General features: G+C 74.7%; 13 protein-coding genes. 9 read left to right on the top strand and 4 right to left on the bottom strand.

The genetic code is table 11. The features are described from left to right. The 3 genes from JK364_RS04995 to JK364_RS04985 all read right to left on the bottom strand — a co-directional run bounded on the left by JK364_RS04995 (position 1) and on the right by JK364_RS04985 (position 2,674). Complete coding sequence (locus JK364_RS04995) at positions 1–756, bottom strand: thioesterase II family protein (protein ID WP_201847846.1); 756 nt, start codon at positions 754–756, stop codon at positions 1–3. Between the two features lie 161 nt (positions 757–917). Then, entirely contained in the window at positions 918–1,748 is an 831-nt protein-coding gene (locus JK364_RS04990) for an ATP-grasp domain-containing protein (RefSeq protein WP_201847844.1), read from the bottom strand. Beyond that, complete coding sequence (locus JK364_RS04985) at positions 1,745–2,674, bottom strand: ATP-grasp domain-containing protein (protein WP_230991307.1); 930 nt, start codon at positions 2,672–2,674, stop codon at positions 1,745–1,747. The genes JK364_RS04990 and JK364_RS04985 overlap by 4 nt, the downstream gene beginning before the upstream one ends. 190 nt (positions 2,675–2,864) lie before the next feature. Here JK364_RS04985 and JK364_RS04980 point away from each other — a divergent pair, with 190 nt between their 5' ends. The 6 genes from JK364_RS04980 to JK364_RS04955 all read left to right on the top strand — a co-directional run bounded on the left by JK364_RS04980 (position 2,865) and on the right by JK364_RS04955 (position 7,349). Beyond that, entirely contained in the window at positions 2,865–4,001 is a 1,137-nt protein-coding gene (locus JK364_RS04980; RefSeq protein WP_201847842.1) for a PfkB family carbohydrate kinase, read from the top strand. After that, complete coding sequence (locus tag JK364_RS04975; RefSeq protein ID WP_201847841.1) at positions 3,998–4,933, top strand: pseudouridine-5'-phosphate glycosidase; 936 nt, start codon at positions 3,998–4,000, stop codon at positions 4,931–4,933. Before JK364_RS04980 ends, JK364_RS04975 begins: the two co-directional genes overlap by 4 nt. Before the next feature lie 64 nt (positions 4,934–4,997). Then, entirely contained in the window at positions 4,998–5,774 is a 777-nt protein-coding gene (locus JK364_RS04970; RefSeq protein ID WP_201847840.1) for a GNAT family N-acetyltransferase, read from the top strand. Between the two features lie 66 nt (positions 5,775–5,840). After that, on the top strand, positions 5,841–6,167 hold the full coding sequence (locus JK364_RS04965; RefSeq protein WP_086881029.1) for an MmcQ/YjbR family DNA-binding protein: 327 nt from the start codon (positions 5,841–5,843) through the stop codon (positions 6,165–6,167). 154 nt (positions 6,168–6,321) lie between these two features. After that, positions 6,322–6,912: a hypothetical protein gene (locus tag JK364_RS04960; RefSeq protein WP_201847839.1), complete on the top strand. Its 591-nt coding sequence runs from the start codon at positions 6,322–6,324 to the stop codon at positions 6,910–6,912. A 107-nt stretch (positions 6,913–7,019) separates the two neighbouring features. Then, positions 7,020–7,349, top strand: a complete 330-nt coding sequence (locus JK364_RS04955) for a hypothetical protein (RefSeq protein ID WP_201847838.1) — start codon at positions 7,020–7,022, stop codon at positions 7,347–7,349. A 161-nt stretch (positions 7,350–7,510) separates the two neighbouring features. Here JK364_RS04955 and JK364_RS04950 read toward each other — a convergent pair whose 3' ends face one another. Further along, positions 7,511–9,925, bottom strand: coding sequence for a tetratricopeptide repeat protein (locus tag JK364_RS04950; protein ID WP_230991306.1), 2,415 nt, complete (start codon positions 9,923–9,925; stop codon positions 7,511–7,513). A gap of 72 nt (positions 9,926–9,997) precedes the next feature. Here JK364_RS04950 and JK364_RS04945 point away from each other — a divergent pair, with 72 nt between their 5' ends. From JK364_RS04945 to JK364_RS04935, 3 genes are read left to right on the top strand one after another with little or no spacing between them, the layout of a single operon-like run. Next, a complete protein-coding gene (locus tag JK364_RS04945) occupies positions 9,998–10,567 on the top strand; it encodes a GNAT family N-acetyltransferase (protein WP_201847837.1) in 570 nt (189 codons plus the stop codon). Positions 10,568–10,613: 46 nt separating this feature from the next. Next, positions 10,614–12,164 (top strand): ABC transporter substrate-binding protein, encoded by a 1,551-nt coding sequence (locus tag JK364_RS04940; RefSeq protein ID WP_201847836.1) that lies wholly within the window; start codon positions 10,614–10,616, stop codon positions 12,162–12,164. Between the two features lie 41 nt (positions 12,165–12,205). Further along, complete coding sequence (locus JK364_RS04935) at positions 12,206–13,978, top strand: ABC transporter permease subunit (RefSeq protein WP_201848910.1); 1,773 nt, start codon at positions 12,206–12,208, stop codon at positions 13,976–13,978. The last annotated feature ends 56 nt before the right edge of the window (positions 13,979–14,034 follow it).

Here is a 14,034-nt window from a genome sequence, read left to right as displayed (position 1 = left end):
TCAGGACTTCGCGGTCAGTACGTCCCGGATCGACGCGATCACCCGCGGCGCCTGGTCGTTGAGGTAGAAGTGGCCGCCGGGGTAGACCTGGAGGTCGAAGCCACCGGTGGTGTGCTCGCCCCAGGCGCGGGCCTCCTCGACGGTCGCCTTGGGGTCGTCGTCCCCCACATGCGCGTGGATGGGCGTCGCCAGTTGCGGGCCGGGGGTGTAGCGATAGGTCTCGGCCGCCTTGTAGTCGCTGCGGATCGAGGGCAGCACCATCCGGAGGATCTCGTCGTCGCCGAGGAGCGAGGTGTCGGTGCCGCTCAGGGCCTTCATCTCGGCGATCAGCCCGTCGTCGTCGCGGAGGTGGACGGACTCGTCACGGTGGCAGGACGGGGCGCGCCGCCCCGAGGCGAACAGCGCCACCGGCTGCACGCCCTTCTGCTCCAGGCGCAGGGCGATCTCGAAGCTCAGCGTGGCGCCCATGCTGTGGCCGAAAAGCGCCACCGGCTTGTCCGTATACGGCAGCAATTCGGGCACCAGCGCGTCGGCCAGTTCGGCGATGCTGTCCACGCACTTCTCGTTGCGCCGGTCCTGGCGCCCCGGGTACTGCACGGCGAGCACGTCTATCGTGGGCGAGAGGGCCTTGGAGACGGGGAAGTAGTAGGAGGCGGACCCGCCGGCGTGGGGCAGGCAGACGAGTCGCGTCGCCGCTGCCGGCGCGGGGTGGAACTGCCTGATCCACAGGCTTGTGCCGGTGGGGTTTGCGGTCACGTGATGTCCTTTCGCGCCGCTCGCTCCGCGGCGGCTGTCGGGTGGCTGTCGCGCGCGTGCCTCGGATCGCGCGCAGACCAGTAGACCACCCTGCCCGTCCCATCCGACCTGCGGCCACCCCTATTTCGGCCGGGAGTCCCCTAGTATTTCCCTCGTGTCGGTCATGTGTGGGAGACGGTGAGTCCGCCCCGTTCGGCAGTCCGCAGCGCCAGCGCCGCCAGCGCCTCGGGAGCCCCGGCCTGACCTCGGATTCCCGGGAAGGCGTTGATGTCCACGATCAGCGGGGCGCCGCCACCCGAGTCGATCAGATCCACGCCGTAGACGTCCAGCGAGAACACCGGACCGACCCGGAGCACCGGATCCAGCCAGCCCGGTGGCAGCGCGTCCAGGGCCAGCGGCAGGTTCGGACCGCGGCCACCGGCCGCCAGCTCCGACCGGCGCAGCGCGGCGAACACCCGGCCCGCGACCACCCACAGCTTGTGGTCCCAGCCGTCGTTCGGAACGAAGTCCTGCACCACCACGGGCTCATCCGCCCAGTCCACGGTCAGGGCACGCAGATGTGCGGCGTCGTCCACCCGGGCCACCAGATCATGGCGGCGGCTGTGACGGCTCTTGACGACGACGGGACGCCGGAGCGGCTCCGCCGCCAGTCCGGCGAGGGAGGCCGCGGTACGGGTGGGGGCGAACGGCAGACCGGCGCGGAGCGCCCGTTCGGCCATCGCCGTCCGGTCCTGGCACCACGCGGTGGCCGCGGCGGAGTTCACCACCGGGGCGCCACGCCGCTCCAGGGACATCGCGAGCGCCAGCGCGGGTGGTGTCCGGGCCTTCAGCAGATACACATCGGCGAGTTCTCCGGAGGCCGGGTCCCGCGTCTCCGTTCCGCGGTGGTCACGCGGGTCGAGCGCCACCACCTCATGGCGAGGGGTCAGCAGAGCCGTGGCGTCGGCGAGGAGTTGATGGCCGGGGTCGGCGGTGATCAGGCCGATCCTCATCGGCCGCCGCTCACCGTGGCGGTCATCCGGCTCGTGGCCGTGGGCGGCTCCGGAGTGTGCACCGCCGACTCGGCTCCGGTGAGGGCGCCGACGAGCTCGGGCCCGGACCGGCCACCGCCGCCGCGCGCCAACTCCAGTACCACGCGCCCCACCCGGGCAGCCGCGTCCGGCACCTCCTTGAAGCTGGGGAAGTCGTTCACATCGACGACCACCGGCCCGTCCGGGCCCAGCAGCACATCCACCCCGTACAGATCGAGGCCGTAGACCACACCGACCTCGGCGGCGATGGCCGCCACTTCGGCGGACAGCGGTACCCGACGGCCGCGTGCGCCCCCGTCGGGGCCGAGCGGCGACCCCCGCTCGGTGGCGTACAACTCCCCGCCCACGCAGTACACCTTGAGGTCGATGCCCGAATTCGGCACATACGGCTGGGCGATGAGCATGTCCTCCGCCGCCAGCTCGGCGCGCAGCGCCCTGAGCCGGTCCGGGGTCGGCACCAGCCGCACGGCCCGCCCCGAGCTGCCGTCCGCGGGCTTGACCACCAGCGGGAACTCGGCCTCCGGTATCTCCTCCAGCGCCTCGGGCCGGGCCGCCGCGTAGGTGGGCGGCATCGGCAGGCCACGGCTGCGCCCGATGGCGGCCGCCAGGGCCTTGTCCCGTACGCCCCGGATGGCGCGGGCGTCGTTGACGGTGGTCAGCCCGACCGCCGCCGCGGCCTCCAGCAGCATCAGCCCGGGGCCTCCGGACACCGTCTTGAGCACCCAGGCGTCATGGCTGCCCGCCCGCACCGCGTCGGACATCCGCATCAGGGAACGACCCGGCCGGACCACGTCCACCTGGTGGCCCCAGGCGGAGAGCTGACGGATCACCTCACGCGGCATGCCGTCATGGCGATAGCGCTCCTCCACCAGAAAGCAGAGTCTCATGGGTCTTCTTCCTCGTCACCGGACAGGTTCCCGGGCTGCTGCCGAGAGTGTCCGGCGAGCCATGGCTCCTCAGGATGTCATCCGCCGTTCTTTTACGATCTCCTGGGCCAACCCATGGCCGTCAGTGGCCTGTTCATCGGCCCCTGACGGGGCCTGTTTACCGAGCTAAGTTTGCTTTAGTCTGCTGAATATGACGCTGACGCGCAGGGAGCGGGAGATACTCGCGCTGCTGCGGCGGGACCCGCTGGCCGGGGCCCAGTCCATCGCCGACGCCCTCGGGACCACGCGGGCCGCGGTCAATGTGCATCTGTCCAACCTGGGCAAGAAGGGCGCCATCCTGGGGCGTGGCTACATCCTGCGCCAGGAGCACGCGGTGGTGGTCATCGGCGGGGCCAATGTGGACATCAAGGTGCGCAGCCTCGCCCCCGTGGCGTACCGCACCAGCAATCCCGGGCGGTCCCACACCAGCCCCGGCGGGGTGGCCCGCAACATCGCCGAGAACCTCGCCCGGCTGGGCACCCCCACCCATCTCATCGCCGCGGTGGGGCAGGACGCGGCGGGGGAGCGGCTGCTGAGCGAGACCCAGGCCGCCGGGGTGCGCGTCGAGCAGGTGCACCGCGGCCCGCACCCCACCGGCACCTATACGGCGGTGCTGGACGCCGACGGCGATCTGGTGGTGGCCATCGCCGACATGGCCGCCACCGACGCGCTGGCCCCCGAGCACCTCCACACCGCGCGGGAGCTCATCGGCAACGCCGGTCTGCTGGTGCTGGACGGGAACCTCTCCGCGCGGGTGCTCTCCTACGTCCTGGACCTCGCCTCCGCCACCGGTGTCCAGACGCTGATCGACCCGGTGAGCGTCCCCAAGGCGGCGCTGCTGGCCCCGCTGTTCGCCGCCGGGCGGCCGGTCTTCGCCGTCACGCCCAATGTGGCGGAGCTGGGCGCGCTGGCCGGGCGGGATCTCGACGGGGCCACGGACGCGGACGACCCGGAGCTGCTCGGGGCGGTGGCCGCCCTCCACGAGCGCGGGGTGCGGCATGTGTGGGTGCGGCTCGGTGCGCGCGGCTCCCTGCTGAGCACCCTCGACGAGGGCCGGGTGGGGCTGGAGGCGCCACCGGCCGAGGTGCGGGACGTCACCGGGGCCGGTGACGCGATGCTCGGCGCGTTCGCCCACGCCCTGCTCGGTGGCGCCGACCCGGTGGACGCCGCCCGCTACGGCCACGCCGCCGCCGCGCTGACGGTGGCCACCCCCGCCACCGTACGACCCGACCTGACCCCGCGTCTGATCGAGGACGCGCTCGACGCCCCGCTGCGGAGGACCACATGACCACGCCCCACCCCCGGCTGACCCTCACCGAGGAGGTCGCGGAGGCCCTGCACGACGGCCGTCCCGTGGTCGCGCTGGAGTCCACCATCATCAGCCACGGCATGCCGTATCCGCAGAACGTCGAGATGGCCACCGAGGTCGAGGCGATCATCCGCGCCGGGGGCGCGGTCCCCGCCACCATCGCCGTCCTCCACGGCAGGCCGCGCGCCGGTCTGGAGCGGGCCGATCTGGAGCTGCTCGCCACCAGCCCCGAGGTGGGCAAGGTCAGCGTGCGCGACCTCGCCCATGTCATCGCGCGCGGCGGCCATGGCGCCACCACCGTGGCGTCCACCATGAGGCTCGCCGCACTCGCCGGGATCCGGGTCTTCGTCACCGGTGGCATCGGCGGAGTGCACCGGGGAGCGGAGCGGTCCTTCGACATCAGCGCCGATCTCACCGAGCTCGCCACCACCCCGGTGGCCGTCATCAGCGCCGGGGTCAAGAGCATCCTCGACATCGGGCTGACCCTGGAGAAGCTGGAGACCCTGGGTGTTCCGGTGCTCACCTACGGCACCGACGACTTCCCCGCCTTCTACTCCCGGGCGAGCGGCTTCCGCTCCCCGCTGCGCGTCGACTCGCCCGAGGAGATCGCCGCCACCATGCGCGCCCAGTGGGAGCTGGGCATGACGGCGGGGCTGAGCATCGCCAACCCGGTTCCCGAGGCCGAGGAGATCCCCGCCGAGCGGATGGACGGCGTCATCGAGCGGGCCCTCGCCGAGATGGCGGAGGCGGGGATCGGCGGCAAGGACGCGACCCCGTATCTGCTGGGCCGGATCGTGGAGTTGACGGAGGGGGAGAGCCTGCGGACCAATATCGCCCTGGTCAGGAACAACGCGCGCCTCGGGGCCCGGATCGCCGTCCACTACGCCGCCGGGGCGGAGGGCGCGTCGTAACGCGCCGGCCCCGAGGGCCCGATAATCGATTGCCGTTGGCAGGGCCCGGTGCTGGGGTGGGCGGATGGATCGTGATGTGGTGCGTGAGCTGTACGACCGGGAGATGAGACAGGGCGCGCGGGCCGACGGCCCCGGTGTCCGGGTGGAGCGTGTGGGCGCGGTGGTGCGGCAGACCGGCGGCCGCGACGACTGGAACGGCGTCCTGTGGTCGGATCTGGACGCCGCCACCGCCGATGCGGAGATCGCCGCGCAGATACGGCACTTCGGGGGCGCGGACCGCGCGTTCGAGTGGAAGCTGTACGCGCATGACCGCCCCGGCGACCTCGCCGAACGGCTCCGGGCCGCCGGGTTCGCCCCCGAGCCCGAGGAGACGCTGATGGTCGCCCAGGTGGCGGAGCTGGACACCGCCGTCGAACCGCCCCAGGGCGTCCGGCTGCTCCCGGTGGCCGACGCGGCCGGTGTGGAACGGGTGGTGCGCGTCCATGAGCGGGCGTTCGGCGACGACGGCGCCCATCTCCGGCACCGGCTCCTCGCCCAGCTCGCCGAGGAGCCGGACACGGTCGTCGCGGTGGTGGCCATGGACGGTGACCGGCCGGTCAGCGCGGCGCGGATGGAGCTGCCGCCGGGGGTGCCGTTCGCCGGGCTCTGGGGTGGCGGCACCGTGCCGGAGTGGCGTGGCCGGGGCGTCTACCGCGCCCTCGTCGCGTTCCGGGCCCGTATCGCCGCCGACCGCGGCTATCGCTATCTCCAGGTGGACGCGTCCAGCCTGAGCCGCCCGATCCTGCGCCGGCTCGGCTTCGTGCCCCTGACCACCACCACGCCGTACGTGTACCCGGGCTGATGACAGCCGGGGCCGGGGGCGGACGTGGCCGGGAACCTTGTCGGTGGGGTGTTCTACGGTCTGGCCATGACCACCTCCGATGATGTCCGTGCCATCGCCCTGTCGCTGCCGGAGACCACAGAGAAGATCGCCTGGTCGATGCCCACCTTCAGGGTCGCCGGGAAGATGTTCGCCACCTTGCCCGAGGACGAGACCTCGATGGCCGTCAGATGTCCCAAGGTGGAGCGGGAGGAGCTGGTGCTGGCGGAGCCGGAGAAGTTCTGGGTCGCCGCCCATGAGGCGAGTTCGGCCTGGGTGCGGGTGCGGCTCGCCGCGCTGGACGACCTCGATGAGCTGCGGGACATCCTGCTCGACTCCTGGCGGCAGGCCGCACCGGCCGCATTGCTCGAATGATCACACCACGCGGCCGGTCGCTCCTCGAAATATGGCGTTATGGGCGTTCGAGTAGATAACCGACACGGGTGAAAGTCTGGACTTTTCCCGGCAATCGGAGCGCTCTCTTCCGCTGTGCGGGGTTCCCTGGAGGGGGATCAGCGAGGGAGGCCGCATGGTGCACGGCGGCAGGACGAACCGCCCCGCGGTGTGCGGCGGCCCGTGCGCGGCCGCCGTCCTTCTGCTGCTGGCGGCCACGCTGCTGCACGCCGTGCTGGCCCTGGGGGTCGTCCGCGCCTCGCCGTCCACCGGGCCGGAGCGGTGCGCGACCGGTAAGGCCGGGGCGGCTGGGGCGGCCGGGACGGCCGGAGTGCCGAACCGGGCCCCGGCCACGCCCGTGCCCGGTGGCGCCGGTGCTCCCGCCTCGGCCCGGGCCCTCGCCGCGTCCGCCCCCGCGGGTGCTCCCGCTCCCGTCATCCCTGTTCCGGTGGCGCCGGAGACCGAGGACGAGCGCCTCACCTCCTCGGCGTCGGCGGCGTTCTCCGTCCGGGACGGTGCCGGGCATCCGGCCCGGCACGCCGGGCGGGTGGCTCACGGCGCCTCGTTCGGCGCCCATCGGTCCCTCTCGACGTCGCTCGGCCCGCTCGTGCTCGGCGCGGTCCGCGGCCGCCCCGGCGATCCGGCGCCGGGCATCGGCGCGTTCGGCGCCGGGGGCGACGTCCCGGCCGGCCGGCTCTCCTCGCGGTCCGTCGTTCTGCGCTGCTGACCGGGCCCGGCCGTCCGTCATCCCGTTTCCGCGTCCGTCGCGGATCCCGGATGCGGTCCGGCCTGCCCGCCCAGCCGTAGGACGTCCGAGACCGCAGGAGTATCCGCATGCCCATCGATGTCTATGCCGCCATGCGCGCGATGCTGCGCGCGGAAGCCACCCGGCACCCCGTCGCACCGCGGACCGGCACCGCCGATCCGTCCCCGCCCGCGGTGGATCCGGCCGCTCCCGTCCCGGTGGACGCCACCGTTCGGGACACGTCCCCCGAGGAGGCCGTACCGGCTCCGCCGACCGTGCCGGCTCCCTCCGCCGCACCGCGCCCCGTCCGCCGGGCCCGCGCGTACCGTTGCCTGTCGCGCTGCCGTGCCGTGCTGCGCGCCGTACGCCACGCCGTGTCGTCCTGCTTCGCCGGGCGCGCGTCACGACAGGGCCGGTGACACACAGGGTCGCTGACACGCAGGGTCGCTGACACGCAGGGCCGGTGACACAAGGCCGGTGACACAGGGCCGGTGGCACAGGGCCGGTGGCACAGGGCCGCTGACACACGGCCGTTGACTGCCACCGAGGGAGGGGAGTCGGAAGCACGGGTGCCGGGAGGTCACACCGGCCCGTCGTTCCGTCCACCCTCCGGTGAATCCCCGCTCGAGAGCAACCGCTCGCGCTGCGCCACGGCCCAGGCGTAGCCGGGATTCAGCGCCACCGCACGCCCCAGATCCGCCAGCGCCGCCGCGCGTCTGCCCAGGGCCTCGTTGGCCATCGCGCGGCTCCCCAGGGCCCAGGCGTAGCCGGGGTCGAGGGCCAGCGCCCGGTCGTACTCCGCGATGGCCTCCTCGTAGCGGCCCGCGAAGCGGTGGACATCGCCGCGTTCGCCGAGCGTTCCCGGGATGCCCGGCTCCAGCGCCTCCGCCCGGTCCAGGTCCTCCAGCGCGCCCGCCGTGTCCCCCAGGGTGCTGCGGACGCGGGCCCGCCGGAGCAGTGCCCAGGTGTAGTCGCCGTGCTGCTCGATGGCCCGGTCCAGGTCCGCCAGCGCCTCCTGGATCCGGCCGAGCGCCATCTTGGTCTGGCCTCGGCTGCCCAGGGCCACATGGTCCGCCGGATCGGCCTCGATCACCGGGTCGAGCCGGGCCAGCGCCTCCTCGTACCGGCCCGCCCGGCGACAGGTCTCCCCACGCTCCCGCTGGACCCAGGTCGAGCCCGGCTCCAGCGCGTCCAGGCGGTCCAGCGCGTCCATCGCCGCGGTGAACTCCCCGGTCGCCCGGTGGACCACGGCACGCCCGAAGTGCGCGCGCACATTCCCGGGGTCCAGCTCGGTCGCCCGGTGGAAGTCCCCCAGCGCCCCGTCGAACTCGTCGACCGAACGGCGGTGCCAGCCCCGTACGACGAGGGCCGCGACCCGGGCGGCGGTGTCGAGCCCGGCCCGCGCCAGCAGCAGCCCCATCGCCTCGATACCGCGCCGCCGTTCGTCCGCCAGCGCCTCCACCAGGTGCCGCCCCCAGGTGCGCACCGCGTCCGAGTCGGCGTCCTCGCCCGCCTCGACCAGAGTGGTCGCCCAGCGCCGGGCCACCGCGGGGCCCGCGTCGCAGGCGCCGATCCCCTCCCGCAGCGCCCCGGGCAGCGCCGCCGACGGCCGTGCGCACAGCAGGTGGTACCACTCCTCCAGCCGCGGTCCGCTCCAGGTGTCCAGCCGCCATCCGTCGTACGGGTCGAGCCCTCCGGCCGCCGCCTCCCGCCATCCGGCGAAGGTCTCCGCCAGCCGGGTGTGCGCCGCGCCCCACCGCCGCGGTGAGGCGGTCCGCTGCAGCCGCAGCATGGGGGCGCGCACCACATCGTGGTAGCGGGCCGCGCCCTCGCGGTCGCCGACGAACGGCAGTGACCGCAGCCAGCCGAACAGCCCGGCCCCGTCGTCGTCCACCGCCGCCCTGAAGATGTCCTCGTTGAGCCGCCGGGGCAGCGCGCCCGCCAGGGCGGCGGAGCGGCGCACCGGATCGCGCTCCCACTTCAGGAACCGGTCGACGGCGGTGGCGCTGGGGTCGTCCAGGTCCCCGCCGGTCCCGGGGTTCTCGGCGAGGGTGGACACCAGGACCGGCAGCCGGCCGGACAGCCGCAGCACCTCCCGTACCACCGGCTCCTCGGTGATCCCCTTGGCGGTCAGCAGCTGCCGGGCCTCCGCATCGGTGAACGGCTCCAGCGGCAGCTCCGCCACCACATCGGCCAGATCGCCCCAGCAGCCGGGGTCCAGCCGGGTCTGCCCGGCCAGCACCAGCACGGTGTTGGCGGGGAGGGTGCCCAGGCGTTCGCTGGTCAGCAGGGTGCGCAGCCAGGGGTCGAGCAGTGGGCCGAGGCGCTCGTAGGTGTCGAAGAGCAGCACCAGCCACGGCACCGCCGCGGCCGCCTCCGACAACTCCCTGACCAGCAGCGGGGACAGCGTCTCCACCGGATCCAGCACCAGCTGGACGTCCTTGTGGTCGCGGAACCGCGAGCTGAGCGCCGCCCGCAGCCGGTCGGTGCCCTCGGCCAGCGGCACCGGATCGACGGCGCCCGCCAGCGCCCCGACACCCGGCACCAGGCCGAGCCCCGCGAGACCCGCCCGCGCGGCGGCCATACTGCCGCTGCTGGGCCCCTGCCGCTCGCCCTCCGCCGGTACCGACTCCGCCTCGTGGCGGCGCTGCCGATAGGTGGCGAGCCGCCGGTCGAAGGCCGCCAACTCCCGTCCCTGGCGGGCGAATTGCTCGCTGATCGCGGCCATCGCCTCGGGTGCGGAGCTCGCCGTCTCGTCGACGCGGGCGGTGAGCGCGCCGTACTCCTGGCGGGCGGTCTGCTCCAGCCGGCGCGTCAGCCAGGTCTTGCCCACGCCCGCGTGGCCGTGCACATGGAAGACGAAGCGATGCCGCGCGTCCTCCGGCGGCAGCCCGAAATTGTCCCGGAACGCGTCCAGTTCCCGGCGCCGGCCCACGAATCCGGCGTTCCTGCGCCGCTGGATGAGCTCCTGCATCGACAGCCGTGCCCTCCCCATCGGCCCCTCCTCCCCTCGGGATCCAGTCTGCCAGTACGATCGGTGGACGGGCTTATTGCGTACGATGCGCAGGTGCCCAGCTACCGCATCAGGACCGCGACCCCCGACGACCTCGACGCCGCCCGCGGCGTGATGCTCGACACCGTCTACCGCGACTTCGGAACCGGCTATGTGCCGCGCTGGCACGCCGACATCATCGATCCCGGCGCCGCGTATCTGGACGGTGCGCGCCACACCCTGCTGGTCGCGGTGGACGACGCCGACGGGGCGGTCGTGGCGACCGCCGCGCTCGACTCCCGGGGCCCGGCCCATCCGCCCAACCCCCGGTGGCTGGCCGCGCGTTATCCGTCGGGCGAGACCGCCCAGCTGCGCCGGGTCTATGTGCGCCCCGAGCACCGGCGCCACGGGCTGGCCCGGCGGCTGGTGCGTGCGCTGCTGGACTTCGCCGCGGCGGACGGCGGCTATCGCGCGGTCTATCTGCACACCGATCCGGCGGTGCCGGGTGCCGAGCCGTTCTGGCGGTCCCTGGCGAAGGTCGTCTGCGATGAGCGGGAGGCGCCCGGGGGCGGTCAGGGCATCGTCCACTTCGAGGTGCCCATGACCCCGGGGCACCCCGAGTTCATGGAAATGATTATCATGTAGCTTCCGTGTTCCGCCGCACCCGCGCAGCCCCTGGAGAACCACGCCCATGCACTCTGTCCGCCGCCGGTGGGCCGCCGCGCTGTCGCTGCTCCCGCTGCTCGCCGGGTGCTTCGCGGCCCGCGACGGTTCGCCGTACGACACCGGGGCCGAGGCGGGCGGCGGGCGCCTCCGGGTCGCGATGGCCTTCCCGCCCGCCGAACGCTTCTCCCCGTACGGCGCCGACGCCACCCTGCTCAGCAGGCTCGGCGTCACCGAGGGGCTGACCCGGCTGGACGGCAACGGCGGCGCGGTGCCCGCCCTCGCCGAGTCCTGGACCCGGGAGAGCGGCGGGGGTTGGGTGTTCACCCTGCGCGAGGCGCGGTTCCAGGACGGCACCGAGGTCACCCCGGCGGCGGTGGCGGGCGCCCTCACCCATGCCACCCGCGCCGATCCGCCGCCCGCCGCGCTCACCGGGGTCACGCTCACCGCGCAGGCGGTGGGGGAGCGGCGGGTCCGGGTCACCACCGCGACCGCGGACCCCGCCCTGCCACTGCGGCTGTCCAGCCCGAGCCTGGCCATCCTCTCGGCCAAGGCGTACCGGACGAAGACCGCTACCAGGCGAGGGGAGACGGCGGACGGGACGGCGGCGGACGGGACGGCGGCGGTCGATCCGGCCGGCACCGCCACCGGTCCGTTCACCCTGACCGGGACCACCGGCGCCACCCGTGCCACCCTCCACCGCTTCGACGACTACTGGGGCGGCCTCGCCCACGCCTCCGGCCTCGACGTCCGCTTCATCGCCGACGGCACGGCGCGCACCAACGCGCTGCGCGGCGGCGAGGTGGACATGGCCGAGGCGGTCCCGGTCTCCCAGGCGGCCACCCTCGACAAGGCCACGCTGCGCGAGGTGCCCACCGCCCGCACCACCGCCCTCTTCCTCAACACCCGCTCCGGGCCCTTCGCCGACCCCGCCGTCCGTGCCGCCGCCCGCGAGGCCGTCGACGCCTCCGCCCTCGCCGAGGACGTGTACGAGGGCCATGCCGACACCGGCCGCGGGCTGTTCGGCCCGGCCCTCACCTGGGCCGCGGGCGAGCGGCCCCGGCCGTCCGGCCGCCCCGCCGCCGCGCGGGTCCGTAACACCTCGATCACCCTCGCCACCTACGACAACCGGCCCGAGCTGCCCGAGGTCGCGCAGGTGCTGCAACAACGGCTGCGCAAGGCCGGGTTCGGTGTGAAGCTCGAGGTGCGGGAGTACTCCCGGCTCGAAACCGACGCCCTGGCCGGGAAGTTCGACGCCGTGGTGGCCGCCCGCAACACGATGCTCGACACCGGCGACCCGGTGTCCTATCTCGCCGACGACTTCACCTGTGACGGCGGCTACAACCTGGCGCGGGTGTGCGACAAGGCCGTGGACCGCGCGGTCGCCGAGGCCGGGTCCCGCGCCGACGGCGCGGCGCGCCACCGCGCCGCCCTGGCCGCGCAGACGGCCGTTCTGCGCACGGACGGGGTCGTCCCGCTGGTCCACCAGCGGATCCTCCACGGCGTCGGCGCCTCGGTGCGCGGTGTGATCCTCGATCCGTACGAGCGCACGCTCGTCGGCACCGGTACGCGGCGGTGAGCGGCGCACGGACGCGGTCCGGCGGGCGGAACGCGGTACCGCTGAGCACCGGACGGTCCACCGGGCTGGTCGCGCTGTGGCGCGTCGCGCTCGCGGGGGCGTTGCTGTGCGGCATCGGTCTGCTGCCCTGGCTGTCCCGTACCGACCCCGCCCGCACCGTCCTCAAGGCGCGCGCGGCCGACCGCGACCCCAGCCCCGAGCTCCTGGAGTCCCTGCGTTCCCAACTCGGCCTCGACGCCGGGCCGTTGCGGCTGCTCGGCCGGTGGCTCGCCGGGCTGCCCCATGGCGACGCGGGCACGTCCTGGATCTCGGGGACGGCCGTGGCCCCCTCGGTGGCGGTGGCACTCGGCGTCTCGCTGCTGCTCATGGGCGGGGCGCTGGTGGTCGCGGCGGCCACCGCGGGCGCGGTGTGCGGGCGCACCCTGTGGCTCGGGCCGCGGCGGCGGGCCGCCCGGCGCGGGGCCGGTGCGGGGAGCGGTGGCGCGCTGCTCGCCGCGCTGCCGGAGTTCCTGCTGGGGTCCGTGCTGGCCGCCGTGGTCGGGGTGCGGCTCGGCTGGCTGCCCGCGGTCGGCTGGTACGGGCCGCGGTGGATGGTGCTGCCCTCGCTCGCCCTCGGCCTGCCCGCGGGCGCCCTGCTGGGCCGGGTCCTGGCCGACGCCCTGCCCAGCGCGTTCGCCGAACCCTGGGCGCGGGCCGCCGCCGCGCGCGGGCTGCCCGCCCGGCGGATCGCCCGCCAGGCGCTGCGGCGTGCCGTGCCCGGAGTGCTGCCGAACATCGGGCTGTTCGTGGTCGGGCTCACCGGGGGCGCGGTCGCCGTCGAGCAGGCCTTCGACATTCCCGGGCTCGGCCGGCTCTCCCTCCAGGCGGCCATCGCCCAGGACCTGCCGATGCTCCAGGCGTGCGCCCTCGTCCTGATCCTGCTCGCGGCCGCCGCCGGAGGTCTCGCCCACCTCGCGGCCCGGCTGTCGCTCGGACCCGCGCTGCGCGACGGGGCGCTGCCCTCGCTCGACCGGCCGACCGCCCCGTCCGCCCGCGCGATTCCACTGTTCTACGGCGCGCTTCTGCTCGCCGTCGTGGTGCTCGGCGCCCTCCGGGACCCGCTGGCGGTGGACACCGCCGCCCGGCTCACCGCCCCGTCCTGGGCGCATCCGTTCGGCACCGACGCGCTGGGCCGCGATCTGCTGGCCCGGGTGGGACACGGCGCGCTGTCCACGCTCGCGCTCGCGGTGGCGGTGAGCGGCGCCGCGCTGGTGGCGGGTGTGCTGCTCGGGCTGGTGCCCCGGCTGTCCGGCGGACTCGCCGAGACGGTGAACGCGGTGCCGCCCGTGCTCGCCGGGCTGCTGGTCACCGGGGCGGCGGGCCGCGGCCCGTACACCCCCGCGCTCGCCGTGGCCGCCGTCGCCTGGGCCCCGCTGGCCACGCACACCTCCGCCCTGCTGCGGCAGCAGCGCGCCGCCACCCATCTCGCCGCCACCCGCGCGCTGGGCGCCTCCCGCCGCCATCTGCTGCGCCGCCACCTCCTGCCCGCGGTCCTGCCCCCGGTCGTCCGCCACGCGTCGCTGCGTCTGCCGTCCGTGGCGCTCGCCCTGGCCGCGCTGGGCTTCCTCGGCCTGGGCGCCCAGCCGCCGTCCCCGGAGTGGGGCCGGCTGCTGGCCGAGAACCACCCCTACGCCGAGCGCGCCCCGTGGGCCGTTCTCGCCCCGGCTGCCGCGCTGGCCCTCCTGGGGCTCCTGGCGGTGACGGCGTCCGGCGGGGTGCGGTGGCCCCGCCGACGCCCGCGCATTGACGACCGCCCGGGGCGCGTCGGAGACTGACGGTCCGCGCGAAGTGAACCGAAGTTCACTCAGCGAACACGCCCTTGGGGCGAGGG

It is taken from the genome of Streptomyces endocoffeicus (assembly GCF_016741935.1).
Classification (GTDB): domain Bacteria; phylum Actinomycetota; class Actinomycetes; order Streptomycetales; family Streptomycetaceae; genus Streptomyces; species Streptomyces endocoffeicus.
This window is presented reverse-complemented; position numbering and strand designations above follow the sequence as displayed.

What these genes read in the sequence shown, in the direction of transcription:
- JK364_RS04960 (WP_201847839.1), top strand. Translation starts at nt 6,322, where the DNA reads ATGGTGCACGGCGGCAGGACGAACCGCCCCGCGGTGTGCGGCGGCCCG.
- JK364_RS04980 (WP_201847842.1), top strand. Translation starts at nt 2,865, where the DNA reads ATGACGCTGACGCGCAGGGAGCGGGAGATACTCGCGCTGCTGCGGCGG.
- JK364_RS04985 (WP_230991307.1), bottom strand. Translation starts at nt 2,674, where the DNA reads ATGAGACTCTGCTTTCTGGTGGAGGAGCGCTATCGCCATGACGGCATG.
- JK364_RS04965 (WP_086881029.1), top strand. Translation starts at nt 5,841, where the DNA reads ATGACCACCTCCGATGATGTCCGTGCCATCGCCCTGTCGCTGCCGGAG.
- JK364_RS04955 (WP_201847838.1), top strand. Translation starts at nt 7,020, where the DNA reads ATGCCCATCGATGTCTATGCCGCCATGCGCGCGATGCTGCGCGCGGAA.
- JK364_RS04950 (WP_230991306.1), bottom strand. Translation starts at nt 9,925, where the DNA reads ATGGGGAGGGCACGGCTGTCGATGCAGGAGCTCATCCAGCGGCGCAGG.
- JK364_RS04975 (WP_201847841.1), top strand. Translation starts at nt 3,998, where the DNA reads ATGACCACGCCCCACCCCCGGCTGACCCTCACCGAGGAGGTCGCGGAG.
- JK364_RS04990 (WP_201847844.1), bottom strand. Translation starts at nt 1,748, where the DNA reads ATGAGGATCGGCCTGATCACCGCCGACCCCGGCCATCAACTCCTCGCC.
- JK364_RS04940 (WP_201847836.1), top strand. Translation starts at nt 10,614, where the DNA reads ATGCACTCTGTCCGCCGCCGGTGGGCCGCCGCGCTGTCGCTGCTCCCG.
- JK364_RS04970 (WP_201847840.1), top strand. Translation starts at nt 4,998, where the DNA reads ATGGATCGTGATGTGGTGCGTGAGCTGTACGACCGGGAGATGAGACAG.